Raw genomic sequence first — 26,244 nt, forward strand, 5'->3', positions numbered from 1 at the left:
GCTTCCCCGGCGGACGACACCGGTTCCACACCATCCAAGGAGGTCAGCATCATGCCGATGAGGCGAGTGGTTACGGGCCGCAGCAAGGAACCCCGCGTGCGGTTCGCGGAGGAGCTGCGTGCACTGCGTACCCGGCGCGGCGACAGCCTGCGGCAGCTCGGCGAACGGCTGGGCTGGGACTGGTCGTTGTTCGGGAAGATGGAGAACGGGGAGACGCTGGGCGGCCCCGAGGTGGTCCAAGCCCTTGACCAGTACTACGGCACGCCGGGGCTGCTCCTGGCCCTGTGGGAACTGGCGGTCAGTGACCAGACCCAGTTCCGCGAGCGGTACCGGCGATACATGGCGTTGGAGGCGGAGGCCACCAGCCTGTGGCACTTCGCGGTGAGCGTCTTGCCGGGGCTGTTGCAGACGCCGGGGTACGCGCGAGAAGTGCTGGCGGCCGGTGGCCTCAAGGGGGAGGAACTGGACCAGCAGGTCGAGGCACGGATGGGGCGTCGGGAGCTGTTGGCGGGCGAGGATGCGCCGCCATTCCGCACGATCCTGTCGGAGGCGGTATTGCGGACGCCGTTGCGGGATGCGGGGGAGTGGCGGCGGCAGTTGGAGTATTTGGGGGAGGTGGGGGAGCGGGATGGGGTGACGATTCAGGTGTTGCCGCAGAGCTCTGGATTGCACGGGCTGATGGGTGCCGCAGTGATGTTTCTGCGTCTGCCGGAGGGGCGTACGGTGGCGTACACAGAGAACGGCTACCGGGGCGAGCTCATCGAGGAAAACGGCCCGGTCGAGCGACTACAGCGTGCCTACGATGCAGTCCGCGACCTGGCACTGACCCCGGCTGAGTCGCGGAAGTTCGTCCTACGCATGTTGGAGGAAGTACCGTGCGATCCCTCGACCTGACCGCCGTGACTTGGCGTAAGAGCAGCTACAGCAATCAGGATGGAGGCGAGTGCGTCGAGGTTTCCGACGACTTCGCCCGCGCCGTCGTCCCCGTGCGGGACAGCAAGAACCCGCACGGTCCCATACTCGCGTTCGCTGCGGACGGCTGGTCGTCGTTCGTATCGGCCGTGAAGGACGGTTCGTTGGGCGTCTGAGCCGCAGGTTTCACGAGACGGCCTCCGCCGACCAGTTACTGCTGGTCTGCGGAGGTCGTCGGTGTCTTCGTCGCGAGGGCTACTTCTTCTTGGCACCCCGCTTCACAGGAACCGGGCGCCACTCGCGCAGATCATCGTCCGTGAGACCGTGCTCGCCCTGGACCATCAGCCGGTCGCCTCGGAAGAAGGCGGCGGGTGAGGCGCCGAAGGCCGCGTCGAACTCGTCGTGCCACTGGTCCAGCCAGGGCTGGAGCTCCAGCAGGCCCGCCAGGAACGGCGTCAACTCCTCGGAGGTCAGCGCCTCGTGGGAGGCGATGTAGGCGTCGAGGGCGTAGGCCTGCTCGCGGTGGTCCCAGCCGGCCCATCCGTACAGGTCCGGGGTGGCGACGTTGCTCTGCCCGTACGAGATGAAGCGTTCCTTGGGTACGTCGAGCTTGCCGCGCGCCCGCCAGAAGGAGGCGCGCAGGAAGTCCGCGGAGGTGTACTTCGGCGGTACGGGGATGCTGTCCCGGATCTTCCGCTTGGTCGGCTCGTCCGGCGCGGCGTCCTCCTGCCGCTGGAGATCCCACACGTGCTCCCAGTCCGCGCGCTTTTTCAGCCCGGAGGGCTTGTAGCGCAGGGCGGCGAGGAACGGAACGTGCTCGTCGGTCATCAACTCGGCGACGACGTTGGGCAGTTCCTTGTGAGGAGCGTAGATCTTGGCGACAGAGACGAAGTCGTCGTCACGGGAGAGAACGTCGGTGAGGCGGGAAAGGGTGACGAGAGCAGGCATGCCGTTCTCGTCGAACCAGTGGTCCCGGTTCTCGATCCGGTCGAGCAGCCAGGACTTGAGTGCCTTTTCCTGGAGAGAGTCCCACCCTTCGGTGGCCCAGCGCCGCTTGTACTCGGGACGCTCCACCATGCCGATGGCTCGACTCGATTCGATGGCGTCGATCCGCTTCTGCACGACCTCGCGGTATGCGGCAGGCCAGTGCTCGGGGATCTTTGTGATGGGCGTGGACCCGTGCCGCTTGAACCACTCGCCGCTCGCCTCGCCTGCGGCGACCCGCCGAGCGAGCACGATCTCGAAGGCGCGCTCTCCTAGGGTGAGTTCGGGAATGTTGGGGGATTCGGGATCCTCGGAGACACGGAGGTCTTCCGGGTGCAGCTTGTAGAGGGAGTAGACCTGCCAGTCCAGTTCTTCTTGGAGGGCGATCATGCGGGCGCGGTTGGAGAGCCAGGCGGCGCGGGCTTCGCGGAGGGTAGGGGCGGCAGGCGGGGCCTTGGATGCGATTGCAGACGGCGTAGTGCCAGATAGCCTTTCAGCCAGGGCGTCAAGGAGGATCGCTAGCGCGGTGGTGGGGTAGGCGGAGGGAAGCGGGAATCGTTCAATGTTGGTGCCGTTGAACTGGTAGTTCCAGGACCATGGCTGATCAGCCATACCGCTTGATGCTGTGGCGTTTCCCTTGCAGAAACATACCTGCTTGAGCCAGAAACAAGCTGTGGAGCTGTTCAGGATCCCGAGGACTTTTAAGTGATCACGCTCATCTGCGCCCTGCTGCAATTTGATTACCGGTGATGTTTGTTTGAATACCTTTCCGCCTCGGTCAAGAGTGAAATGATTGTGTGTGGCAACCTCTGCAAAAGTAATTGACAGATCTGTCGTGTACGCGGAGGCCGTAAACTGCATGTAGTCGAACCAATTAAGGCCAGCATCCTTGATGTCGCCCTGGAAGGTACGTCGCACTTCGAGCACGCGCCGCAGGGGCCAGAGCTCGGTTTCGAGATCGGTTTTATCGAGTCCCGCGTGGTACGGGTACCAAATGGCCTCCTCGGGATGCCCTATCCAGTCGCGGACGAGCTCGCCGACCATCAACGGCCTCAGCGCCGCACGGTCAGCGATAGTCCGGTAGCCAGGGCGCAAGGGGCGAATATATGCCTCATCTGCACCGACCCTCACACCCCTCCCAATCGGGGGCTCCACGACTGCCCGCATTCGCTGGCCGCTAGCGGAATCGATTTGCTCGACCATCTCTAGGCCGCCGTCTGTCAGGATCCAAGGCTGCTTGCCGAAAAAGCGGCCGCGATCCAGGCTGTCGACTGATACCCAGTTGCTGACAGACCCAGGCCTTTCGATCTGGTCAATGATCGCATTCCAAACAACCCCTTGGGCGCCGTTCTTTGGCGTACTCGGCTCGCCTTGGATGCTTCGTACTGTGCGGATGGTTACTGACCTGCTTCTGCCATCGCGCGGTTTGCCGATTAGAATAACCGTAGGAGTGCTGTGACCCGGGATGTGGGCGCCGGAGGAGTCGATCACCTCTGTCAGTTCCACTCTGTCCCGGAAAAAGCTCTCGATTAGCTTGATCCCGAATTCCCGCTTCATGAAAGAGTTTGCCGTAATCTGTCCGACCATGCCGTACCCGTACCCGCCAGAATCCCCTCGCTTGGCCAGCTCAAAGAATCTCTGCGCAAACGGAACTGACAAGGCGTAAGTGCCTGAGCAGGCATTGTATAATTCTCGATACAACTCACTCAGATTTTTGTCTTTCACGGTTACGTAGGGCGGGTTGCCGACCACTACATGATATCGCCCCGGCTCCAGAATCGCCGGGTGCTCCGGCATATCCTCCGTCGCGTACGCGAAGTCAACCAACCGGCCTCCAGACTCCTCGCCGACCAGTTCTAGCTCCAGCTGCCGGTCCTTGATCAGCGAATCACCTACGGCCAAGTGCACGGGCCACGTGTACTTGTTGGCTTCGGCCAACGTGCGAACGTTCCCCGCAGCCATAGCGGCCATGAGCAACCGGAACCGAGCAATAGCCACCGCGAACGGATTCAAATCCACCCCGTGTACCGAGTTGAGCGCAGCCGCCACCCGCTCATGCACATCCCGCCCCGGCTGCCCCTCCGCCCACAGCCTCACCAACCGCCGAAACGCGCCAAGCACAAAGTGCCCCGACCCACACGTAGGGTCGATCATCTTCAGTTCCTCGTACCCGAACTCCCGGACCGCCGGGTCCATCGTCCGATCGAGGATGAACTCCTCCACGAACTCAGGGGTTTGGAGCAGCGCGTAAGTTTTCCTCGCCGCCTCGCTCAGGTCCTGATACAGATCGCCCAGGAACCGCGTGTCCCACCCCTTCGTGCCGTCGCCGTCCTGCTCCAGCGGGTCCGTGAAGTCGTGCACCAGCACGCCCGCCTCGTCCCGGCCGCGCCAGAAGTCGACCAGGTCCCGTGCCCCGTCGTGCGACAGCGGGATCTGGAACAGCGGGTTGTGCCTGCGGTCGAACAGCAGCCGACCGGCCTGCCCGGCACCCAATTCGTCGAAGGCCTGCTCCAGCCAGCCCCGGTAGGTCGGATCGTCGGAGGTCGCCACGTACTCCTCGTACCGGGCGAGCGCCAGGTCCCGGCGATCGTCCTCCGGCGCCGTCAGGTACGGCTCCGGGATCAGCCGGTTGTCCTCGCAGAACCGGACGAAGACCGTGCCCAGGACCCACGCCACCGCGACCTGCGTGACGCGCTCGTCGAGCCAGGAGTTCCACGTCGCCGCCGTACGGCCCAGCTTGCGGGCCCGGTCGTACTCGGCGCGCAGGCGTGGGCCCTCGTCGACGATCTTCACCTGCCGCGCGAGATCGGTTTCGACCGCCTTGACCTGCTGCTTCAGGTCGTCCAACAGAGCCTTGCGGTCGATCACTTGACGTCTCCCTCGTAGCCTTCGGGGCCGTTCTCGGCCACTGCGCCGGCCCGGTGGGCGTTGCGCACCCACGCGTCCGGAAGTTCGATCCACTCGCCCAGGCCGGCTTGGTGGGCCACCGCGACCTGCCCGAGCTTCGGTTCGCGCGCCGGGTCGCTCTGCGGGACCAGCAGCCACAGTCCTCGGCCGCCGTGCCGGGCCGCCTGCGCGCTCCGGTCCAGGACGCCCATCGCGTCGTACCGGGCGAAGACGGACGCCTCCGTCAGCAGTACCGGGGCGGTGCCGGGACCGCCGTTCCCCAGAAGCTCCCGTATGCGGGGCTCCACCGTGCCCCACGCCGTCCGTGCGTACTCCGCGAACTTCATCGCGTTCCGCGAGCCGGGCTCCGCCGCGTCGGCCTTCAGCAGCGTCTCCCACGTCGGCTTCGTCCCCGGCGGGACGAGCGTGTGCAGGGCTTCCAGGAACAGCTCCGTCACCGACACCACGTGTGCGCCGAACCGGCCGTTCGCCGCGCCCAGTTCCTCCACAGCCTCCCGTGACAGGCCCTGACGCACTGTCAAGATGCGGTAACCGTCGCGTCGGACCGAGGCGGTGAGGCGTTCCTCGGTGCGTATCGCATCCGCGATCAGGGGGTCGTCCGCGTAGCGCGTCACCGCGCCCACGTCTGTGGACCGCCGCCAGGCGCCGGTAGTCAGATAGCTGGATGCCGTATCCATCCGCGCGGGCAGATAGCGCAGTGTTCCGGTGTCCTTGCGCGTCGCGAGGATGAGGTCGAAACCCGCCTCCCGCAGCGCCTTCGTCAGCGGGCCCGCCGTCGGCAGATCGTGCGTGCCGCCGCCGCGGCCGTCCGGCACGACCAGCTCGGGGAAGCGGGCCCGGACGCGCTCGTGCACGTCCTCGCCGGTCACCCCTGGCTGCCGTTCCTCCGGCACGCCCGGGATCAGCCGGACCAGACCGGCCTGGGTGAGCCGCAGGGCGCGTACGAGGTCCAGATCCCGCGGGTAGATCTCCAGGCGCGGGGTCGCCGCCGCGTTCGCCGACGCGGCGGCCGCCAGCTCGACCAGCCGGCGTTCGTCCCACTCCACCGCTCCCGGTGGTGGAGTCAGCGCGCCCAGCTCGCCGAGGACCGTGGTCGCCGTGGGCAGCGTGTCCAGCTTCGCGAGCCGGTCGGCCGTTTTGCCCAGCCGGGTTGCATAGTCGAGGAGACCGGGAGCCGTGGGGGTGTCCGGCGGGTCGCCCTCCGCCCCTGCGTCCTCGTCGGCCTCCCGCACATCCAGGGCGAGCAGGCCTGCGCCGAGGGACTCGTCCGTGGCCTTGCGGTTCGGCTGGTGCTGGAACTGCGCTGACTCGGGGGCGAGCTGTTCCATTTCCACCACGGCCCGAACCGCCGCGAGCGCCAGTGCGCGCCGCTGCTCCCGCTCGGACAGCTGGGTGCCACGGCGTACGGCGAGTGCGTCGGCGATCTCCGCGGCGGGGGCGACCCGGCCCAGGTCCGCGAGCAGATCCATGATCTCCTCACGCAGCGCCTGCACCGAAGGGTCCTTTCGCCAGCGCTTGCGTTCCTCCTTGAGCATCTGCGGGATGCGACCCGCGGACAGCCCCAGCGCGTCGGCGACATCCTTCTGCTTCGGCCAGACACCGATGTGCGGAAGGACGCCACGCTCGTCCGGCAGACGCAGCAGCAGCCGGACCATCTCGACCTTGTTCTGATTGGAGCCGTTGTTGTTCAGCTCCGGGACCAGGATCGTGGCGAGGGTGTCGAGGCTGACCGAGCGAAGTGCCGACTCGGAGAGACCGGCCGCCTTTCCGCCCGCGGCGAGGGAGTCGAGCACGGTCGACTCACCGGCGGTGAGCTGCGCGAGCTCCTCCTTGGCCTCCGCCCTGCCCCGGGGAGTGAGCGGAGACACGGGCGCCTCGCGCAGCAGCTCACCCCACTCGCGCTGTCGGCGCTGCACCTCCCCGCGGGTCTTGGCGCCCAGGCCCGGCGCGTTGACGAGTTTGCGGCGGCTGTAGTCGAGGAGGCCGCCGACCGTGGTGATGTCCAGGCCGTAGAGGAATGACTCCGCGGCCGGGGTGAGGCCCGCCGCCGACAGGTGCGTCTCGCGGGTGACGTCCTTGGCCAGTTGATCGCGCTGCTGCTCAGCGGTGAGTGGCTCGGCGTCCGCGATGGCGGGCCGGCCATCGGCGGCGGTCGCGGCGGGTGCCTCGGGCTGGCGGGACCGGCTGGACGGCACGGCCTGCGAGGCGTCCAGGAAGATCTTCTTCCAGGCATCCCGCATCGGCTTCAGCTCGGGGTAGCGCCGGGCGGCGTCCCGGTGCAGGGCCTTTCGGAAGAAGTCGACCAGGCCGTCCCGCACCGCGGGCTCGAAGGCGTCGGCCGCAATGGTCGGGTACGGGAACTTCTTCTGGTCCGTCTGCCGGGGCAGGACCGAGCCGTCGCCCCACTTGGGGAGTTCGCCCGAAGCCATCTGGTGCAGGGTGACCGCGACGGCGTACCGCTCGGCGTGCGAGTCGTAGGCGGTGCGGGTCAACGTCCCGATGAACGGGTCGAGATAGCCGTCCGTGCCCGCCTCGTACTCTCTGGCCGGATAGCCGGCGAGGGAGAAGTCGATGAGGACGAGCTCTCGGGTGCGGTTGGGGCGGACCCGGATCGCTATGTTGTCCGGCTTGATGTCCCGGTGCCAGACGCTCTCGCCCTCCAGAAAATCCACCGCGCCGAAGAGGTAGTCGCCGTACGCCTCCAGCTGGTCGATCTGGAGACGTCCGCCCTCGCGCAGCTGACGGGCGACCGTCTCGCCGCGCCGCCGGGTACGTCCACCGCTGGACTCCGTGCCGTCGCCGGTCTCCTCGCGCTCGTCGCCCACGTACTCCAGGGCGAGGAGCGTCCGGCCCGCAATGCGCAACGGCTGCGGCTCGACGAGCCGGATCACCCGGGAGTCGGGACGCAGGCGCCCCATCACCTCGGCCTCCCGGGCGAGCACCTCCCCCCGGCTGTCGGACAGTGCCACCTTGAGGACGGCGAGGGGTCGCGTTCTGCGCGCCTCGGCCTCCAGATCCCGTACGAGGAAGGCGCGACTGGTCGACCCGGTACCGAGGCGTCGGCGGACCTCCCAGCGGCCGTCGAGGACGTCCCCGGCGACGGCTTCGAGAGGGTCCTTCTCGGGAGCCGCGGGCGCGGGCGCGGCAGCCGGGGCGGTGAGTGCGTCTTCGACCAGCTCCAGCATCTCCAGGAACTCGTCGACTGTGGAGAGGCGGTGTTCGGGCCGATAGGCCGTGGCCAGCTGCACCAGTTGGTCGATGTCCTCCGCCAGGCCGTCCACCAGAGAACTCGGCCGCAGGCCCTCCTCTGCTTCCAGGCGGGCGAGCAGTTCGGCCTGGCTTGCCGCCGGTGGCTTCCCTGTCACCAGCAGATAGGTGAGGACGCCGAGGCCGTACACGTCCAGGTACACCGGGTCGGCACTCAGGGCACGCAGCTCGGGTGCGAGGTAGGCGTCGGAGCCCTCGGCCAGATGTGTCGTGGACAGTGCCGTCGGTGCGAGCCGGGCCGCGCCCGGTGCGGAGCTGCCCGAGCCATTGCGCTGCGTGGCGATCTGCCAGTCGGAGATCTGCAGATGCGGGGTCAGCCAGGCGGCCTCTTCCCCGATCACCTGGCCCCGCCTGCCTCGATCGCGCGGGATGACGTGAACGGAGCGCGCGGCCAGCGCACGGTGATAGATGCGGCTCGAGTGGGCGGACCGCATGGTTTCGGCGAGCTGCCGGACAAGGGCCATCCGGCCGAGGATGTCGAGCTTCGCCCCGTACTGGAGCAAGTACTCGTCCAGGCGCAGGGTTTGGGGGTGGTAGTCGAAGATCAGGGCGGGCCCTGCCGTGTGCCCCGAGGGGTTGTACTGCTTGAGCTGTACCGCGCCCACGTGACTGAATCGCTGCAGGACCGCGGCCTCGCGCCGGGCGGCGTTCTCCACCGACTGGCGGATGGTGGCGTCCGAACCGCGTTCACGCAGGTAGATCCGGACGCGGGCCGACCCGGGCAGTTCACTGTGTTCGGCCAGATAGTCGGCCCAGGTCGGCCCGGAGTCGAAGGACTTCCGCTTCAGTTCGTACGGGCCGACCTTGTACTCGGCGTCGCTCTTGTGGATGCCGACGCGGTTGAGTGCGGCCTTGACCTCGCGGGAGCCGGTCGCGGTGATCCGGTGACGCTCGTCGCGCGGCGGCTGCTTGAGCATCGCCACCAGTTCGTCGACGGTGTACACGCCGTTCTGGTCGTGGGCCGGCAGGCGGATGCGCAGCGATCCCTCGGTGAAGCAGACGGCCTCGGCCACCCACACTCGTTTGCCGTGCTGGCCGAGCCGCCCTGCCAGCTCCTTCGCCTTCTTGTTGACGAGGTGCAGCGGATTGCCGTGCGTGATGCGGCGGCCCCTGGATGTGGTCTGGACCCACGTGCCGTTCTCGCTGGCGAGGGAGCCGTGCCAGTTCTTTAACTCGATCAGGCACACGCCGCTGGGGGCGACGACGAGGAGGTCCACCTCGCGGACATGGCCGCTGTTCGCGGTGAAGGTGAAGTTCGACCAGGCCCGCCATGGATCGGCGTCCGGTAGTTTCTCGCGGATGGCCGTCAGTCCGCGGCGCTCGTGGTCGAATTCGGACTCGGTGACCGTCGTCCACCGGCCTTCCCGCATGTGCTGACCCCGCCTCTTGATTCCCGTGCACGATGGTTCACCGCCCGCCCGTCCGGTGTCGGCCCTCGGACTGCGGAAGACATGAAAATCCTAGCGGCGAGGCCGGATGCGGGAGGTAGTTGTGGAGAACGCGGGCGCGATGCCTGCCGCCAAGAACCATCGCCGTAGCCGTCGGCGCTTCCAGCCGTGCTCACCAGCACGTCGGCTGGAAACCCTCGCCCCGTTGTTCCCTTCGCTCACAATCGCGCCACTTCAGGTGCATGAACGGTCGCCGTGATCGAGGGCATCCGCCAGGGGCACGATGTCGCCAAAGGCCGCCGGGATGCGACGCGAAGGAGTTGCCGTCCCTGCCGCTTCCCCCCGTCGCCGCTGTCAAAAATGCAGTGCGGCGTTCGGAGCCCGCCAGTTACCCTCGCGCGACGACAGACTCGACATGCAGAAGGGGACGCGTTGCAGTCGGCGTTTCGTGCTGTGGGTGGGGAGAGGGCGAGTCGTAGGCCCCTCAACGCCTGTGGTGCCTGGTGGCCTCTGGTGCGAAGACAGGTCGCGACTCAGTACTGAGCCCTGCTGGTTTCGGCACGGCTCCGGTCAACGTGTCCGTATTTCCTTCCCCTTGGGTTCGTCCCTCATGAGGCCATGACCACACACAGATATTTGCCTGCCCTGCTGGTGCTGACGCTCCTCGGCACCCTGATGGAACTCGACATGTCCGTGCCCAGCTTTCCGGACATCGCGCACGACCTTGCGGCGGCCGATTCCTCGGTGCAGCTGACGATCACGTTCAACTTCTTCGGTTACTGCCTGGGCGCCCTGGCCTACGGCCCGTTGTCGGACCGGTACGGCCGGCGAACGGTCATGCTTGCCGGCAACTCGGTCATGCTGGCCGGTGCGCTGGGCTGCGCCGTGGCGCCCGGCATCGGCTTCCTGCTCGCTTCCCGGCTCGTCCAGGGGGTCGGGGCGAGTACGTCCGTGGTCCTGGTCTTCGTCATTCTCGGTGACGTCTACCAGGGCGCCCGTCTGATGAAGTGGTACGGGCTCACCAACGCCGCCATGTCCGTGTTCATGACGGCGGCGCCGGCGCTGGGCGGCCTCGTCAACCGGACGCTCGGCTGGCGCGGAAACTATGCGACGGTCGTCGGCATCACCCTGGTGTCGCTGCTGCTGATGGCGCTCTTCCTGCCGGAGACCCGGGGCGAGCCGAGCGGGATCGGCGTGCGGCAGGTCGCCGCCGGCTACCGCAAGCTGCTGTTCAGCAAGGGGTTCCTGGCGGCGTCGCTCGTGCCCAGTCTGCTGTTCGCGGCGTACATGGTGTTCATTGCGTCCAGTTCGTTCCTCTACACCGGCGCCTTCGGGCTGTCCACGGTCCACTTCGCCGGGCATCTCCTGATCATCGTGGCCTCGTTCGCCGTGACCAGCTTGGCTGCCTCCCGGCTCGTCGAGATGCTGGGCGGTCCGGAGCGCACGGTGGTCTGCGGTATCGCCGCCACGGTCCTCGGCGTCGTGCTGTTCTTGGTGTTCGGTCAGGGGCCGTGGTCGACCACCGGGGCGGTGGCCGTCTTCTGTGTGGGCTTCGCCGCGGTCTATCCGGTCATCTTCGGGCGCTCCATGGGCGTCTACCCGGAGCTTCAGGGCGCCGCGTCCTCGCTGAACATGAGCGGGCGGGCGCTGCTGGTGACGCTGTTCACCGGCGCCGCCGGGAGCCTGTTCCATGGTGATTCCCGGGTGACCGCGGGGGTGATGGCCACTGCCGTCGGCCTCGCCGCCGTCCTGGCGTTCGTCAAACCCGAGCCGGGCCGGGCGGACCGGGCGGACCTGGTGGATCAGGGGGGCCGGGTGGTGGACCGGGCAGGTCCCGCCGGGGTGGAGGCCGGGCCGGGGGCCGGAGACGGCTGAGCCCTGACCTTCCTTCCCGTTGCTCGCCGCCTGACGGTATGTGACATGCCGTCAGGCGGCGTAATGGCCGGGTGGGGCGGTCCGGGCGCGACAGGCTGTGGTTCTTGATCACGGTCGTGTCGGGAGCCCGTGTGGACAGGTCGGGTCAGTGGATCTTCGAGCGGATCGGCCGTGATCGCCGGCCGGACCGGGGGCGTACGGGCGGACAGCTCACGGCGATCGTCGACCACAGCGGCTTCGAGGTGCCGCGGCCGCCCGCGTGGATGCGCTGGCTGCCGCTGGCCTATGTCGTGTGGGTGCTGCTGCTGGAATTTGTGACCCCCACGCCATGGGCGGTGAGTTTTCTGCTCATCGCGCTGCCGGTGACCGCCGCGTACACCCTCGGTCCGGTCGCGGTCGCGGCGATCACCGTCTTCGCGATGGTGCTGGAGGGCGTGCTGGCCGGGACCCCGTGCTGCACGGGCCACAACGTCCACCAGTTGTGGGAGAACCACCATGTCGCCGCCTATACCGCTACCGGCCTGGTCGGCCTCCTCGGGGTGGCGCTGGCCGCCCACCGCCGGCGCCAGGAGCAACAGCTGGTCCGCGCCCATTCGGTGGCCGAGGCCCTGATGCGTACCCTGCTGCGGCCGGTGCCGCACCGGGTCGGGCAGGTGCTCGCGGCCGGTCTCTACCGGTCCGGCGAGGTCGGGACCATGGTCGGCGGTGACCTCTTCGACATCCGTGCCACCCCGGCCGGGGAGCGCGCCCTCATCGGCGATGTCCGCGGCAAGGGGCTCCAGGCCGTCCGTACGGTCGCCGACCTCCTCGGCAGCTTTCGCGAGGCCGCCTACGACCAGCCGGACCTGCTGGCGGTTGCCGCCCGGATGGAGCGGTGCCTGGCCCGTGAGGCCGAAGAGCGCCCCGACGACGAACTGTTCGTCACCGCCGCCCTGGTCGAGTACGACGCCGTCGCCCAGCGGCTGACCATCGTCAACCACGGGCACATCGAGCCGATGCTGATCTCCCGCGGTGAGGTGACGGCCCTCTCCGGACCGCCCGCCCTCCCGCTCGGCCTGGGCGCCCTCGACGGCGAGGACCCCGTCTCCTACACCCACCCCTTCACCCATGGCGACGTCCTGCTCCTGTGCACCGACGGCCTGATCGAGGCCCGCGACCAGTCCGGGGCCTTCTACCCGCTCCTCGACCGCCTGCGCCACCGCTTCGCGGGCCGGCCCGCGCCCGGCCCCGCCGACGTCATCGACTTCCTCAACACCGACCTGCCACGCCACACCCGGGTCTTCCACGACGATGTCGCCCTGCTCGCGCTGGGGCCCGCATGACGTCGGTGAGCTCGTATGACGTCGGTGAGTCCGTATGACGGGACCAGTGCACAGGACGTCGGTGAGTCCGCAGGTGTCGGTGTGTCTTAGCCGGGAAGGCGGACGGGGGAGCGGCTTCGAGAGCCCGAGCCGGCCCGGGCGCGACAGCTCCGCCGCTGCCCGGGCGCGAGTGCCCCGCGCCCGGCCGGGCCGCCTCGGTGACGGGGCGGCGATTCGGGACAACTGACCATGGTGCCCAGGGCATATGGGCATGTGAGGCTCTCGCTCACGGCGTGCCGGCAGGCGTGCCGCGGGACAGAGAGGTGACGGGGATGACGGGCGCGGTGCCGGGGGCGGCTGCGAAGAGGCTGGTTCTGCTGAGCGGACGAGCACATCCGCGGCTGGCGGACGATGTGGCGAAGCATCTGGATGTTGCCGTGGCGCCGCAGTCGTCGTACGACTTCGCCAGCGGGGAGATTTATGTACGTGTCGATGAGTCGGTGCGCGGCTGCGATGCGTTCGTGCTGCAGAGCCACTGCGGAGCGGTCAACGACTGGCTGATGGAGCAGCTGATCACGGTCGACGCGTTGAAGCGGGCCAGCGCCCGGCGCATCACCGTGGTCGCGCCCTGCTACCCATACGCCCGGCAGGACAAGAAGCACCGCGGACGCGAACCCGTCTCCGCCCGGCTGGTCGCCGATCTGTTCAAGACCGCCGGCGCCGACCGCATCATGACCGTCGACCTCCACGCGGCACAGATCCAGGGCTTCTTCGACGGACCGGTCGACCACCTGTGGGCGTTGCCGCTGCTGGCCGGGCATGTGCGGCAGAAGCACGGCTCCGAGCACCTCACCGTGGTCTCCCCGGACTCCGGGCGCACCAAGCTGGCGGAGAAGTGGGCGCAGGCCCTGGGGGGAACCCCTATGGCCTTCGTCCACAAGACCAGGGACCCGCTCAGGCCCAACGAGGTGGTCGCCAACCGGGTCGTCGGCGACGTGCGCGGGCAGCTGTGCGTGGTGATCGACGACATGATCGACACCGGCGGCACCATCGCGGAGGCGGTGCGCCGGCTCCTCGACGCGGGAGCGCGGGACGTGGTGGTCGCCGCGACGCACGGGGTGCTGTCGGGCTCGGCCGCGGAACGCCTGGCCGGCTGCGGTGCACGCGAAGTGGTGCTCACCGACACGATGCCCATCCCGGACGGGAAGTACTTCGACGCCCTCACGGTGCTCTCCATCGCACCCCTGTTGGCGCAGGCAATCCAGGCGGTTGCCGACGACACGTCCGTCACCGGCCTCTTCGACGACGGCAGCTGACCGGGAGACGGCAGGACCGGACGACGGCAGTTGATCCGGAGACGGCAGCTGATCCGGAGCTGCCGGGTCCTGTGTCCCCGTAACCCGGGTCTCGGGCCCCACCCGTGTCCGCCGCCCCTGCCGCGCACAGCACCCAGGACTTTTCCTCTCCGGTCGCCACCGGCCGGAGATCCCGTCATGACCGCGACGGTGAACCCCTTCTCACTTTCATGGAGCACCCCTTGATGTCAGCACGGCGCGATTCACCTGGCTCTCCACGGCTGGAGAGCTACTGCTTCTCGACGCTTGAGGACGTCGACCGCGGCTCCTTCGACCATCTCGTCGTCGGTGGTGGTCTGGTGGGCACGGTCATGGCGTCCGAACTGCTCGCCCGCGACCCCGGGGCGCGGGTTCTCGTGCTGGAGCAGGGCCCCTTCCTGCTGCCCGACCATGTGCAGAATCTGCCGTCCACGTATCACTCCCTCATCAACCGTGCGCAGGCCTCGCCGTGGCGGGTGGAGGGCGATCTGTCCCTGGCCCCGCAGGTCCCCTACGTCGGTGGCCGGGCGCTGTTCTGGAGCACCTGGACGCCGCAGCCCAGCCCTGAGCACCTGCGGGACTGGCCGGACGAGGTCGTCGCCGGTCTGGAGGAGGAGTGGGAGGGGGCCCGCGAGCTGCTCGGTGTGCGCTCCGGGGCGTTCTGCGGGCACGAGGCCACCTCCTTGCACCGGCAGGCCGGCGAGCGACTCTTCCAGGGCCTCGGCACCATCGCGGACCTGAGGGTCCCGGACGCCCCGCACGGCCTGGACGCGCCGCTGGCCGCCGGCCCGGGCGCCTCCTCGGCCGGCTATCGGCGCTTCAGCCCGGTGCCGATGCTGCTGGACCTGCTGCGGCGGTATCCCGAGCGGCTCACGGTGGTGACCGAGTGCGAGGTGCTGCGGCTGTACGAGGAGAACGGGCGGGCCACGGCGGCCGAGACCACCCAGGGCACCCTGCGCGGTCTCGAAGACGCCGCGGTGGTGCTGGCCCACGGCACCGTCGAGACGACCAAGGTGGTCCTGTCGTCGTTCCCCGGCTCCCGTATCCCGCTCGCCGGACGCAATCTCAACGGACATGTGGGGACGTGGTTCACCTGCCGGGTGCCGCGGGCGGCCTTCCCCACGCTGCCGAGCAGCTACCAGGCCGCTGCTTTCTACCTCGACGGTGCCACCAAGACGCGGCAGTTCCACGTCGACATCAACGCCAGCGCCACGTCCGACAGCGCGCGGGACGTCGAGGACATCTACCGGCTGGTGCCGGACATCTTCCGTGCCGACGCGCTCCAGCAGCTCTGTGACGACGACCATGTGGTGCTGTTCATGCACGGCATCGGTGAGGTCGCGGGCGAGCGCGGTCCGCGGGCGCCCGGCCGGGTCCGGCTCGACGAATCCGGCGAGACCCTGGTCACCACCCATCTGGATGCCGAGGACGCCCGGATGTGGGACGCCATGGACGACGCCATGACGGAACTCGTCGGCACGCTCGCGCAGGGCGCGCCGGTGGAGTTCTGGTCGCCGGGCGAACGGTGCTGGACCACCAAGGGGCCGGTCGAGCACCGCCAGACGTTCCTGATGCACGAGTGCGGAACGTTGTGGATGGGCCACGACGCCGAGGAGTCGGTCACCGACCTCACCGGCCGGCTGCACGCCGTCGACAACGTCTACCTCTCCACCTCCGCCGTGTTCCCCACGGGCGGCTCCTGGAACCCGACCCTGACCATGGTGGCGATGGCCCGCAGGCTGGCCCGTCACCTCAGCCGGAGGGCGTGATCAGCCGATGCACACGATGGACCCGACCTTTTTGCGCCTGTCCTCCGCTCTCACCGGATTCACCGAGAGCGACCTGACCGGCACCGGACTCGCCGAGGCCTACCACTGGGTCATGGTGGACCGGGCCGGCGGCGAGGCCGTCGGCCGACTGCTCGGCCGGTTCACCGCCGCGGAACAGAGCGCCGAGGCGGACCCCGAGCTGCTCCACGAAGCGCTCGACCGCCAGGTGATGGGCGACCCGGAACACGGGCCGCTGGCCCGCAATCTCGTCCGGCTCTGGTACGTCGGCATCTGGCAGGCGCTGCCGGATGCCTGGCACGAGCGGTACGGCAGCGCTCGGCGCAGCGCCGACGCGACTTTCGTCCCGGCCCCGGACTCCTACGCCCGAAGCCTCATCTGGCGTACGGCGGGAGCACCGCCCCGAGGCGCCCAGGCACCGGGTTTCGGCAGCTGGGCCCGGGCTCCGCAGCACGAGTGGAGTGCATGACCATGGAGGACACTGTGAGCAGCCGCGGAGTTGCCGAAAACCAGCGGGCGGACCACCACGACGTGGTCATCGTCGGAAGCGGCATCAACGGCGCGATCCTGGCCAAGGCCCTGGGCGCGCACCACAAACGCGTGCTGGTGCTGGAGGCCGGCACGAACGAAGCGAGCACGACGGACGGCTACCGGGACGCGGTACGCGCCTTCCACAGCGCGCCCGTGAAGACCCTCAACTCGGCCTATCGCCGCAATCCGAACGCGCCCTACCCCGATGTCGGCGACCTCGCCGCCGGCCCCCACGGCGCTCCCGGGTACTTCGTCCAGCGCGGGCCGCGGCCGTACGCCAGTGACTACGCGCGGGTCCAGGGCGGCGCCTCGATGTACTGGCTCGGCACCTGTCTGCGGATGCCGCCCGAGGACTTCCGGACCAGAACGCTGTTCGACCATGGCCTGGACTGGCCGATCGGCTATGACGAGTTGGTGCCGTATTACGCGCGTGCCGAGCGGGAAATGGGCGTGTCGGCCAACGCCGGTGAGCAGGCGTACGGCGGTATGTGGTTCCCCGAGGACTACGCCTATCCGATGTACCGCATCCCGCCCAGCCACCTCGACCGGGTCATGGCACGGCAGCTGAACGGCAAGGCGCTCAGCCTCGGCGGACAGGAGTACACCCTCCAGGTCCGCTCCATGCCGCAGGCGCGCAACAGCGTGCCCAACCCCGCCTACGACGGGGGGCGCGGCTACCGCCCGGTGGGCGCGGCGGGCGATCCGGAGCACGGGCTGCGGTGTGTGGGCAGCGCCAGCTGTATGCCGATCTGCCCGAGCCAGGCGAAGTACACGGCGCTGAAGACGCTGGACACGGCGGACCTGTCGCACACCACCGTGCTGACCCGGGCAGTGGTGAGCGAGCTGCTGGTCGACCCCGCCTCGGGCCGGATCAGCGGGGTGAAGTACCAGCGCTATCAGGACTCCGGCTCGCCGGAGCACACCACCCACCTGGTCACCGCGGACATCGTGGTGCTCGCCGCGCACGCCATCGAGAACGCCAAGGTGCTGCTGGCATCGGGCATCGAGAGCTCCAGCGGGCTGGTCGGCAAGAACCTCATGGACCACCCCACCCTGATCACCCGAGCGCTCGCCGCCGATCCGGTCGGGGCCTTCCGCGGGCCGGGCGTCACCTCCGGCATCGAGGTGTTCCGCACCGGGCCGGCCCGCGCGCGCCGCGCCGGCTACCGGGTGGAGATCGGCAACTGGGGATGGGCCTGGTCCTCCGGCGCACCCGCCGGTCATCTGGCGCCGCTGATGGACGAACTAGGGCTGTTCGGGCGCGATCTGCGCGCCCGGCTGGCGCGTGATCTGCCGCGGCAGTTCCAGCTCCAGTTCATGCTCGACCAGATGCCGAGCGAGTCCAACCGGGTCACCATCGATCCGGCCCACCGCGACCAAATGGGCAACTTCCGCCCGGTCATCCACTACGACGTGGACGACTATGTCCGGGCCGGAATGTCGGAGGCCCGTGAGCTCGCCCGGTGGATTTTTGACGCCGTCGGTGCGGAGGACCACTCCGAGGTGAACTCCGCTCTTCCCACGCATGTGCACCACGGTGCTGAGGAGTTCACGTATTTCGGTGCCGGGCATGGCGCGGGAACGCACATCATGGGCACCAGCAAGCACAATTCCGTGGTGGACGACCGGCAGCGGTCCTGGGACCACCCGAATCTCTTCATCGTCGGCTGCGGCTCCATGCCCACCATGGGCGCGGCCAATCCGACGCTGACCATGGCTGCCATGGCCTATCGCACGGCCGACGAAATCATCCGGTCGCTGTGACCTGAATCGCCTCAGTTCCGCGGCCGTTTCCCGGGTCCTTTGCGGCCCTCCCCGAGTCAAGGAGCAACTTCGTCATGACCACGCCGTTCCCGGAGATACCCGAAGGTCTCTCCCTGCCCTTTTATTACAGTGCCCTGCTGAACTGCGGGGTGAACTACCTGGTGGACTACGACCGTTGTGCGAAGCGGCTGGAAGGCACCGGCTTCACGGCGGCCGCTTTCGACGGCGCCGCCTGCGTCTCCTTCAACTACCAGCTCTATGTGGGGCAGTTCCGGCAGGGTGCCTCGATCACGCAGGAGGTGGAGTACAACGTCATCTGCCACCCCGATTCCCGCCGCGGCCAGGTGCCCGATGTCACCTTCGAGCAGTATGCGCTCGGTGACGAGCAGAGCCGGCACCTGGGGAACTTCCGGCTGCACGTACCGTGCGACAACGAACTCGCCATCGCGGCCGGGGAAACCCTCTTCGGTGAGCCGAAGTTCCGCACCACCTTCACCGCGGAACTTCCCACGCCGAACGCCCCGGGGCCGGAGACCTGGATGTTCCGCTGCCACGACCCCGAGGACGCCGAAGCCGCCCTCTTCACCTGCGTCGTCGACCTGAGCGGCCTCACCCCGATTCCGGCCAGCTTTTCCCCGGTCACGGAGTACGGAGTGGTCGACGGAGTGCCGATCGGCGCCCGCTGGAACATCCTCTCCCCGCTGAATGTCCATCTCCTCGGCCCCGGCCGGGCCGACCGGGTCCGGCTCACCTTCGGTGAGAGCAACCATCCGATGAGCACGGACATGCAGGAAATGCTGGCGGATGCCGAACCGGCATCCGTGTTCACCTTCCGCTCGGCCCCGGCAGCGGTACAAAGCCGCGCCTACTACGTCTGAAAGAGGTCATCGGAATGCCCGCACACAGCACTTCAGGTACGCCCCTGGCGGGGAATGGTCAGGGAAATGGCGAGATCGCCGTCGACATACTCGTCGTCGGGGCCGGTCCGGCGGGGCTGGCGGCCGCGAACCGCCTGAGCGCGGAACGCTATTCGACCCTCGTGGTGGACGCCGGAAAGCCGGTGACCGACCGCGACCGGGACGCGCCCGAGGACATGAGCCAGGGATACGGCGGCGCCGGCCTGTTCTCCGACGGAAAGTTCTCCTTCTTCCCCTCCGCCAGCGAGCTGTGGTCCTTACGCCGCTACCCGGATCTGCGGGCCGGCTTCGACTGGACGTGTGAGGTCCTGGGCGCGGCCGGCCTGGACACCCCGCCGTTCCCGGACGACCCGAGTGCCTACTCCATCGGCTCGGGGGAGTGGGTGCTCAAGGAATATCCGAGCGACTACCTCTCCTTGCCGGCACGGCTGGAGCTGACCCAGGGGCTCGTGGACAAACTGGAGGTCGACGTCCTGCCCCGTACCCGGGTCGCGGGCCTGGTGTACCACCACGGCGAGGGCACCTTCCTGGTGGACGTGGCCGGCCCCGACGGGGACCAGCGGATCCGCGCGCGACGGGTGCTCGTGGCCACCGGCCGGTTCGGCCCGCTGGGACTCGTCGACCGGGTGCGGGAGCGTTCCTGGCGCCGGCTGGAGGTCGGCTTCCGCATCGAGCAGCCCGCCGAGGAGTCGTTCTTCGGTGCCATGAAGCAGCTCGATCCCAAGCTGCGGCTGCGCCGCGAGGACGGCGCCGTCGAGTGGCGTACCTTCTGCGCCTGCCGGCAGGGCGAGGCCGTTCTGACCGAGACCTCGGGCATGTGGACGGTGTCCGGGCGGGCGGACTGCCCGCCGACCGGCCGGTCCAACATAGGTTTCAACACCCGGGTCCTGGACGAGGACATCGCCCGGCGCGCCATGCCGCACATCGAGGCGGCCCTGGCGGATTCCACCTCGTGGTTCCGGGTGCCGCTGAAGGAATTCCTCAGCGGCCGCCCCGAGGCGTCCGAGGCGCTGCACCGCGCCTACGGCGTGGAAGTCAGCGCCCTGATGAGGGAGGGCCTCGAACGGCTCGGGGAGAAGTTCCCCGGCATCGCGGGCGCGCGCACCGAGCTGATCGGCCCGACCCTGGAGGGCGTCGGCTGGTACCCGAAGGTCAACGGCGATCTGCGGATGGCCGAGTGGCCGATGTACGTGGCCGGTGACGCCTGCGGCCTGTTCCGGGGCATCGTCGCCGCGATGATCAGCGGCTGGTACGCGGCGAGCGCGCTGGTGCACGAACTCGATGTCAGCAAGGAGACGGTCGGTGCCTAGCGACGTGGGGCCGAAGCTCGGAGTCGGGGTGGTGGTGTGCAACACCGCCGGGGACATCCTGCTGGGCAGACGCATCAAGGCCGGCGAGCCCGAGTCGTGGTGCCTGCCCGGCGGCCGGGTGGAGCCGGGGGAGTCGTTCGAGCGGGCGGCCCGCCGGGAGCTCCACGAGGAGACCGGGATCGACCTCGACCCGCCGCGGTTCGCCCTGTTCGCCCTGCTGTTGGGGGACGTGCACGGCACGACCTGGCTGACCGCGGGAGTCCGGGCGGACGCCGGCGAACGGCGCCCGGTCGTCACCGAGCCGCACAACTTCAGCCGGTGGGAGTGGTTCGCCGCGGACGCCCTGCCCGCGGAGCTGTTCCCCGCCAGCCGTCAACTGCTCGCGGTGCGCGCCGGTGCCCAGCCTTCGGACTGCCACGCGTACCGCCTGGGCCGGGTCGGGGAATGACGGATGTCCGTACTCCACGTCTTCGACATGGACGGCACGTTGCTCCCCGGCACCACGGCATCCCTGGAGCTCGCCCGGCACCTCGGCTGTGAGCGCCGGCTGCACGACCTGGAGGCGTCCTTCGCGGCCGGCGGGAGCACCGTGGACTTCGCCCGTGCCCTGCTGGAACTCATGCCGGAGCTGACCGCCGAGGTGGTGGCCGAGGTCTTCGACGCGGCTCCCAAACTCACCGGCATCCGCGAGGTGCTGTGCGACATCGCGGAACGCGGTGAGCACGCCGTGCTGATCACCATGTCGCCGGACTTCTTCGCGCGGCACTTCGCGCGGTGGGGCATGGAGGTATTCGCCTCCGTGTTCCCGCCCCCGCCGTTTCGCGGGCCCCTGGCGGAGGACGGCATCCTGACGCCGGCCGACAAACCGCGGCTGTGCGCGGCGCTGCAACAGCGCCACGGGGTGGGGGAAGCGGTCGTCGCCTACGGCGATTCCCACTCCGACCTGCCGCTGTTCCAGGTCGCCCGGCACACCGTCGCCGTCAACGCGACCGCGCCCCTTCGCGCACATGCCACCGTCGACTACGTCGGAGGTGATCTGCGGGTCCCCTATGCCGAGGTGCGCCGGATCCTGGGCCGACTCGCGGCGGTCCCCGTGCCGGCCGACCGACGGGAACAGCGGTCCCACCCCGCCGGGCCCGACCGACTTGGAGAGACCACATGAAGACCGACGGCAAACTCGGTGACGTCCTGTTCACCTCGGCCCAGATCCGCTCCCGGGTGCAGGAGCTGGGCGCGCGCATCACCCGTGACTATGCCGGCAAGGAGCTGACCCTCATCGGGGTGCTCAAAGGCGGCGCGATGTTCGCGGCGGACCTCGCGCGGGCCGTCCGGCTCCCGGTGTCGCTGGAGTGGATACGACTGTCCACGTACGCGGACGGTGCGGTCGCCGGGGAGGTCCGGCGCAAGGGTGTCGATCTGGACGCCGATCTGCGCGGCCGGCATGTACTGCTCGTCGAGGATCTGATCGACTCCGGGCTGACCCTGGCCTGGCTGCGCGACCACCTCGCGGCTTTCGGCCCGGCGTCCATCGAGAGCTGTGTGCTCATGCGGATGCACAAGGAAGACCAGATCGAGAACCGGCCGGTACCCCGCTATGTCGGATTCGAGGTGCCGTCCGCCACCTGGGTCGCCGGCTACGGCATCGACTACGCCGACCGGCACCGCAATCTCCCCGACATCCACGAGTACCAACTACCGGCCATCGCCGCGTAGTCGCACAACGCCTCGCCTTCACCCGGCGCCCGACCTCAGGAGGATCACTGTGTCGCAGCCCAAGACCGACAACACTCTCCCGTTACGGGGACGCACCGCCGTCGTCACCGGCGCCTCCTCGGGAATTGGCGCGGCCGCCGCCCGCCTGCTGGCCGTGCGGGGAGCGCGGGTGGCGCTCCTGGCCCGGCGGGAGGAGCAACTGGCCGCCCTGGCCGGCCAGATCGCCGCGGACGGGGGCCGGGCCGTCGTGGCCGTGGCCGACCTGACCGATCCGGACTCGGTGGCCGTGGCCGCCGAACGGGTCGCGGCCGACCTGGGGCAGGTGGACCTGGTGGTGAACAACGCCGGCGTCATGCTGCCCTCGCCGGTCACCGAGGGCCAGGAGGACGAGTGGTCCCGGATGATCGACCTCAACCTCGCCGGCGTGCTCCGGGTCGTCCGGGCCTTCGTGCCGGATCTGATTGCCGCAGCTGAGCGCGGTGACCAGGCCGATTTGGTCAACATCTCGTCCGATGCCGCGCACCGGGGTTTCCCGAATTTCGCGGTGTACTGCGCGACCAAAGCAGCCGTCACTCATCTCTCGCACACACTGCGCACCGAGCTCGGACCTCGGCAGGTACGCGTCACGAATATCGAACCAGGCCTGGTCAAAACCGAGTTGACAGAACACATCACACATCCGGAGTCGTACGAACTCCTGACGGGCCTCACCCGCAGCATGCCCGTACTTGCTCCCGAGGACATCGCGGCGGCCGTCGCCTTCACGACGTGCCAACCAAGCCATGTGAACTATTCGCAGATCGTGGTCGGCCCGACGACCCAGGTATAACCGATCCGTCCTGATCCCCACTCAGGAGAAGACCCTCCCCAAGACCCCACTCATGGAGAGAGAGGCATCCTTTTGTCATCCGAAAGTCGACTCCGTGATCGAAGTGACACGGCGGTCGCGGAGCAGTCGGCGCGCCTCGGCGGCGCGCCGTTACTACTCGCCGTGGGCACGTTCGCCATCGGGACCGATGCGTTCGTCATCGCCGGGCTGCTGCCTTCGATTGCACGTGATCTGCATACCTCGGTCCCGTCGGCCGGGCTGTTGGTGACGGTGTTCGCGGTCAGCTACGCGATCGCGGCACCCCTGCTGACGGCACTGACCGCGGGCTGGGGCCAGCGGCGCATCCTGGTGCTGTCCCAGCTGGTGTTCACCGTCGGCATGGTGCTGCAGGCGGTGGGCCCCGCCTTGGCGGTCGTGGCGGCGGGACGCGTCATCGCGGCGGCCGGCGCGGCGACCTACATCGCCACCGCGGGCGCGGCGGCGAGCGGCATGGTGAGCCCCGAGCGACGGGGGCGTGCCCTGGCGATGGTCACCGGCGGCCTGACCGTGTCCACCGTGCTCGGCGCGCCGCTCGGCGCGCTCGTCGGTGACTGGCTCGGGTGGCGCGCCACCCTCTGGCTGGTCGCCGTGTTCGGGCTGGTGGCTTGCGCGGGCGCGGCGCGGGTGCCGGCTCAGCCTCTGGGCGGCGCCAAGGCCAAGGCACGGTTCGCGGTGCTGGCCCGCCCCGGGATGCTGCCGGTGCTCGGCGTCACGGTCGGCCAACTGGCGGCGATCTTCACGATCTACACCTACTTGCCGGCCGCGTCCTCGCCGGGCGTCACCGAGGCCCAGTTCCCCCTGCTGCTTCTGCTCTACGGCGTCGCGGGGGTGGCCGGCAACGCGCTGGCGGGCCGGCTCACGGACCGGTTCCGGCCGCTGGTGGTGCTGCGGGTCGGGTTGCTGATCAACGGCCTGATCGCGGTGCTGATGCTGTTCGGCCGGCACAGTCTGCTCGCCATGGCGGTGCTGGTCCCGGTCTGGTCCGCCTCGGGGTGGCTGGTCACGGTCCCGCAGCAGCACCGGCTCATGTCGCTCGTGCCGGATGCCCCCGCGGTGGCGCTGGGCTGGGTGGAGGCGGCGATCTACGCCGGGACAGCCGTCGGCTCCGTGGTCGGTGCGCGCCTGCTGGCCGTCGACCTGCCGGCCTGGCTGGGCCCGGCCGGAGCGGCGTTCGCCGCCGTCGCCCTGCTGCTGAGCCTGCTGAAGGTCCGCCCGCCGGCCGCCGCCGACGAGCCGACCGACCCGGCGCCTGCCTAGGCCCGGCGGCCCACCACCGGAATCCACCACCCGACCCACAACCCACACCTGCCCCCTTCACACTTTTTGGAGCACCACGATGGCACTGGAACGCACGCAGTCGGTGAAGGTCTATGTCACCGATGTCGAGTCGGCGATCAGCTTCTACACCGAGTCCCTCGGGATGGAAAAGCGCGCCGACCACCCCTTCGGGGAAAAGGACCGCTGGGTGACCGTCGCGCCTCCCGGCGACAGCCTGTCCTTAAGCCTGCGGCCCGCCGATGACGAGCATCGCGCGGGCGTGGACACCGGCATCCAGTTCGGCAGCACCGACGTGCGCGCCACCGCCGAGGAACTGATCGCGCGGGGTGTGCGCTTCACCGAATTTCCGGCCGAACAGTCCTGGGGTTCGTGGATGGGAGAGTTCGCCGATCAGGACGGCAACACCTATGTGCTGTACGACAGGCTGACGGACTGATCCGCGGCGTGTGTGCGGGGGCGGAAGAGATGTGCCCGCCCCCGCGCCTTCTGCGCGCCTGAATGGTAAAAAAGGAAACTTCCCAGCGGGGTGCTGCTACGGCATCACCCCGCTCCTGTCCGACGGTTCTTTTCCTTCCCTGCATTCCGGCTGGCTTGGCGCGTTCTGATCCATTACCTCGGGTTCCTCTTGCGCGCTGCGGATAAACTGTCCCCTCCACCGCGTGACCTGGTCGTCCTTGTCAAGGCCCCACGCTCTGGCATAAATGCGTCGTGAATGCGTCGTGAATGGGGGAATGAATGTTGTCCGTAGTGCAGCGAGCATCTGGTGAGTTATGCCCCGTCCGTGTGCTGGTGATAGACAGTCACCCTTTCTTCCGGATCGGGCTTCGTACCTCGATTCTGAGCAGTGCGGACATCGAACTCGTCGGTGAGGCCGACTCCCTGGACGCAGGCTGGGCCTCCGTCGGCGGGAGCGCCGTACCGGATGTCGTCATCGTCGACGGCGACCTTCCGGAGATGACGGAAAGCGAACTCATCAAGAACGCCTACGGCGAAGAAGGCTGTGCCCGAGTGCTCTTGGTGGGGGCACGTGCGGACAGTGCCCGCCTCATCTCGGCGCTCGCCGCCGGAGCCCGCGGCTATGTCCTGAAGACCGCGGCCGTGGACGAGATCCTGCACGCGATCCATATCGTCGCGGCGGGCGGGGTCGTGGTCAGCAAGCCGCTCGTGGACCAGGTCGTGGCCGACTACGAGCGGCGGCCGTCGGCCGGGGACTGCCACGTGGAGGAGGCGGCCCGCACCGTGGGGCATCTGACCCCGCGGGAGCTGGATGTCGTCGAATTGATTGCGTCCGGCGCCAGTAACCGGCAAATCGCGGACCGCCTCTTCCTGAGCGACAAGACAGTGCGCAACTACGTCGCCAATGTCATGGGGAAGCTGGGCGTCTCCCACCGCTCCGAAGCCGTCGTCGCGGCTCTCCAGGCCGGTTTCGGGGGGACGGGGGATGCGCAGCCCCGCTCGGCGTGACGACACCGGAGCCCGGCGTCTCTGGTCGAGCGTCTTTCCCTCCTGCCCTTGTTGAGGCGTTGAAGTCCGGCCAACTCGCCGAGGAGTCGGTTGCTCACTCCTGCTGATGGGCCGCGCGCGCCGCCTCGACGAAGTCCTCCAGCGCTGCCCAGAACGGGCGGAAGGCGGCATCGAAGTCGTGGCGGCCGTCGGCCTCGTCGGACAGGTCTGCCGTCATGGCCGCATAGAAGGGGCGGGTCGCCCGTTGGAGGGCGAGCGCCGCGGCGGCCGCCGCGGGCGGGCCCTCCAGGTCGACGACGCGCGCGCAGCGCCGGATCTTGGCGTACTCGGCGACCTCCCGCTCCCGCAGCTCGCCGAGGGCGGCGGTACGGTCCGGGGAATCGGGCAGCCGCAGGGCCGCGGAGATCTCCCAGAACAACTCGCCGATGTGGTGGGTCTGTTCGATGAGATCCAGGTAGGCCGTGCGTCGGCTCTCCCGCAGCCGCTCGGCCCGCTGGGAACGGGCGGCGGTCTCGGCCTGGATCCTGGCGGCCTGGGTGCTGCCGCGGCCGGTCACCCAGCTGGCGAGCACCGCCGTACCGCCGGTCATCGCCGCGATCGCCAGAGTCCACACCGTGCTGTCGCCCACAGGGAGTCACGTTACC

20 protein-coding genes are annotated in these 26,244 nt (G+C 68.9%); 17 read left to right on the forward strand and 3 right to left on the reverse strand.

Annotation, left to right across the window (positions count from 1 at the left end):
• Positions 1-51 precede the first annotated feature (51 nt).
• Together BKA18_RS28255 and BKA18_RS28260 are read left to right on the forward strand one after the other, a co-directional pair.
• Entirely contained in the window at positions 52-894 is an 843-nt protein-coding gene (locus BKA18_RS28255) for a helix-turn-helix domain-containing protein (protein WP_366046592.1), read from the forward strand.
• Positions 876-1,088 carry a DUF397 domain-containing protein gene (locus tag BKA18_RS28260; RefSeq protein WP_366046593.1) on the forward strand — a complete coding sequence of 71 codons (213 nt, stop codon included), beginning with the start codon at positions 876-878 and terminating at the stop codon, positions 1,086-1,088. Before BKA18_RS28255 ends, BKA18_RS28260 begins: the two co-directional genes overlap by 19 nt.
• A gap of 79 nt (positions 1,089-1,167) precedes the next feature.
• Here BKA18_RS28260 and pglX read toward each other — a convergent pair whose 3' ends face one another.
• Together pglX and pglW are read right to left on the reverse strand one after the other, a co-directional pair.
• Entirely contained in the window at positions 1,168-4,764 is a 3,597-nt protein-coding gene (pglX, locus tag BKA18_RS28265; RefSeq protein WP_366046594.1) for a BREX-2 system adenine-specific DNA-methyltransferase PglX, read from the reverse strand.
• Entirely contained in the window at positions 4,761-9,440 is a 4,680-nt protein-coding gene (pglW, locus tag BKA18_RS28270) for a BREX system serine/threonine kinase PglW (protein WP_366046595.1), read from the reverse strand. The genes pglX and pglW overlap by 4 nt, the downstream gene beginning before the upstream one ends.
• Positions 9,441-10,076: 636 nt before the next feature.
• Here pglW and BKA18_RS28275 point away from each other — a divergent pair.
• The 15 genes from BKA18_RS28275 to BKA18_RS28345 all read left to right on the forward strand — a co-directional run bounded on the left by BKA18_RS28275 (position 10,077) and on the right by BKA18_RS28345 (position 25,600).
• Positions 10,077-11,333 carry an MFS transporter gene (locus BKA18_RS28275; protein WP_366046596.1) on the forward strand — a complete coding sequence of 419 codons (1,257 nt, stop codon included), beginning with the start codon at positions 10,077-10,079 and terminating at the stop codon, positions 11,331-11,333.
• 131 nt (positions 11,334-11,464) lie between these two features.
• Positions 11,465-12,655: a PP2C family protein-serine/threonine phosphatase gene (locus tag BKA18_RS28280; RefSeq protein ID WP_366046597.1), complete on the forward strand. Its 1,191-nt coding sequence runs from the start codon at positions 11,465-11,467 to the stop codon at positions 12,653-12,655.
• Between the two features lie 311 nt (positions 12,656-12,966).
• Positions 12,967-13,950 carry a ribose-phosphate diphosphokinase gene (locus tag BKA18_RS28285; RefSeq protein WP_366046598.1) on the forward strand — a complete coding sequence of 328 codons (984 nt, stop codon included), beginning with the start codon at positions 12,967-12,969 and terminating at the stop codon, positions 13,948-13,950.
• Positions 13,951-14,174: 224 nt separating this feature from the next.
• A complete protein-coding gene (locus tag BKA18_RS28290; protein ID WP_366046599.1) occupies positions 14,175-15,737 on the forward strand; it encodes a GMC oxidoreductase in 1,563 nt (520 codons plus the stop codon).
• 7 nt (positions 15,738-15,744) lie between these two features.
• Positions 15,745-16,224 carry a hypothetical protein gene (locus BKA18_RS28295; RefSeq protein WP_366046600.1) on the forward strand — a complete coding sequence of 160 codons (480 nt, stop codon included), beginning with the start codon at positions 15,745-15,747 and terminating at the stop codon, positions 16,222-16,224.
• 2 nt (positions 16,225-16,226) lie between these two features.
• Positions 16,227-18,050 carry a GMC family oxidoreductase gene (locus BKA18_RS28300; protein WP_366046601.1) on the forward strand — a complete coding sequence of 608 codons (1,824 nt, stop codon included), beginning with the start codon at positions 16,227-16,229 and terminating at the stop codon, positions 18,048-18,050.
• A 74-nt stretch (positions 18,051-18,124) separates the two neighbouring features.
• Positions 18,125-18,928 carry a hypothetical protein gene (locus BKA18_RS28305; RefSeq protein WP_366046602.1) on the forward strand — a complete coding sequence of 268 codons (804 nt, stop codon included), beginning with the start codon at positions 18,125-18,127 and terminating at the stop codon, positions 18,926-18,928.
• A gap of 14 nt (positions 18,929-18,942) precedes the next feature.
• Positions 18,943-20,277 carry an FAD-binding protein gene (locus tag BKA18_RS28310; protein WP_366046603.1) on the forward strand — a complete coding sequence of 445 codons (1,335 nt, stop codon included), beginning with the start codon at positions 18,943-18,945 and terminating at the stop codon, positions 20,275-20,277.
• Entirely contained in the window at positions 20,270-20,725 is a 456-nt protein-coding gene (locus tag BKA18_RS28315) for a nucleotide triphosphate diphosphatase NUDT15 (RefSeq protein ID WP_366046604.1), read from the forward strand. The genes BKA18_RS28310 and BKA18_RS28315 overlap by 8 nt, the downstream gene beginning before the upstream one ends.
• A 3-nt stretch (positions 20,726-20,728) precedes the next feature.
• Positions 20,729-21,439, forward strand: a complete 711-nt coding sequence (locus tag BKA18_RS28320) for an HAD family hydrolase (protein ID WP_366046605.1) — start codon at positions 20,729-20,731, stop codon at positions 21,437-21,439.
• Positions 21,436-21,990: a phosphoribosyltransferase gene (locus tag BKA18_RS28325; protein ID WP_366046606.1), complete on the forward strand. Its 555-nt coding sequence runs from the start codon at positions 21,436-21,438 to the stop codon at positions 21,988-21,990. The genes BKA18_RS28320 and BKA18_RS28325 overlap by 4 nt, the downstream gene beginning before the upstream one ends.
• Positions 21,991-22,039: 49 nt before the next feature.
• Positions 22,040-22,819 carry an SDR family oxidoreductase gene (locus tag BKA18_RS28330; protein ID WP_366046607.1) on the forward strand — a complete coding sequence of 260 codons (780 nt, stop codon included), beginning with the start codon at positions 22,040-22,042 and terminating at the stop codon, positions 22,817-22,819.
• A 162-nt stretch (positions 22,820-22,981) separates the two neighbouring features.
• Positions 22,982-24,115, forward strand: a complete 1,134-nt coding sequence (locus BKA18_RS28335) for an MFS transporter (RefSeq protein ID WP_366046608.1) — start codon at positions 22,982-22,984, stop codon at positions 24,113-24,115.
• Between the two features lie 79 nt (positions 24,116-24,194).
• Positions 24,195-24,572, forward strand: a complete 378-nt coding sequence (locus BKA18_RS28340) for a VOC family protein (RefSeq protein ID WP_093485771.1) — start codon at positions 24,195-24,197, stop codon at positions 24,570-24,572.
• Between the two features lie 353 nt (positions 24,573-24,925).
• Positions 24,926-25,600 (forward strand): LuxR C-terminal-related transcriptional regulator, encoded by a 675-nt coding sequence (locus tag BKA18_RS28345; RefSeq protein ID WP_366046609.1) that lies wholly within the window; start codon positions 24,926-24,928, stop codon positions 25,598-25,600.
• A 94-nt stretch (positions 25,601-25,694) separates the two neighbouring features.
• Here the strand turns inward: BKA18_RS28345 and BKA18_RS28350 are convergent, their stop codons facing one another.
• A complete protein-coding gene (locus BKA18_RS28350; protein WP_366046610.1) occupies positions 25,695-26,228 on the reverse strand; it encodes a hypothetical protein in 534 nt (177 codons plus the stop codon).
• Positions 26,229-26,244 lie beyond the last annotated feature (16 nt).

Source organism: Streptomyces auratus, assembly GCF_050433025.1.
Lineage (GTDB): Bacteria > Actinomycetota > Actinomycetes > Streptomycetales > Streptomycetaceae > Streptomyces > Streptomyces sioyaensis.

Coding starts and splice junctions, on each gene's coding strand:
- BKA18_RS28255 (WP_366046592.1), top strand. CDS start 52: ATGCCGATGAGGCGAGTGGTTACGGGCCGCAGCAAGGAACCCCGCGTG.
- pglW (WP_366046595.1), bottom strand. CDS start 9,440: ATGCGGGAAGGCCGGTGGACGACGGTCACCGAGTCCGAATTCGACCAC.
- BKA18_RS28275 (WP_366046596.1), top strand. CDS start 10,077: ATGACCACACACAGATATTTGCCTGCCCTGCTGGTGCTGACGCTCCTC.
- BKA18_RS28285 (WP_366046598.1), top strand. CDS start 12,967: ATGACGGGCGCGGTGCCGGGGGCGGCTGCGAAGAGGCTGGTTCTGCTG.
- BKA18_RS28290 (WP_366046599.1), top strand. CDS start 14,175: ATGTCAGCACGGCGCGATTCACCTGGCTCTCCACGGCTGGAGAGCTAC.
- BKA18_RS28295 (WP_366046600.1), top strand. CDS start 15,745: ATGCACACGATGGACCCGACCTTTTTGCGCCTGTCCTCCGCTCTCACC.
- BKA18_RS28300 (WP_366046601.1), top strand. CDS start 16,227: ATGGAGGACACTGTGAGCAGCCGCGGAGTTGCCGAAAACCAGCGGGCG.
- BKA18_RS28305 (WP_366046602.1), top strand. CDS start 18,125: ATGACCACGCCGTTCCCGGAGATACCCGAAGGTCTCTCCCTGCCCTTT.
- BKA18_RS28310 (WP_366046603.1), top strand. CDS start 18,943: ATGCCCGCACACAGCACTTCAGGTACGCCCCTGGCGGGGAATGGTCAG.
- BKA18_RS28320 (WP_366046605.1), top strand. CDS start 20,729: ATGTCCGTACTCCACGTCTTCGACATGGACGGCACGTTGCTCCCCGGC.
- BKA18_RS28325 (WP_366046606.1), top strand. CDS start 21,436: ATGAAGACCGACGGCAAACTCGGTGACGTCCTGTTCACCTCGGCCCAG.
- BKA18_RS28340 (WP_093485771.1), top strand. CDS start 24,195: ATGGCACTGGAACGCACGCAGTCGGTGAAGGTCTATGTCACCGATGTC.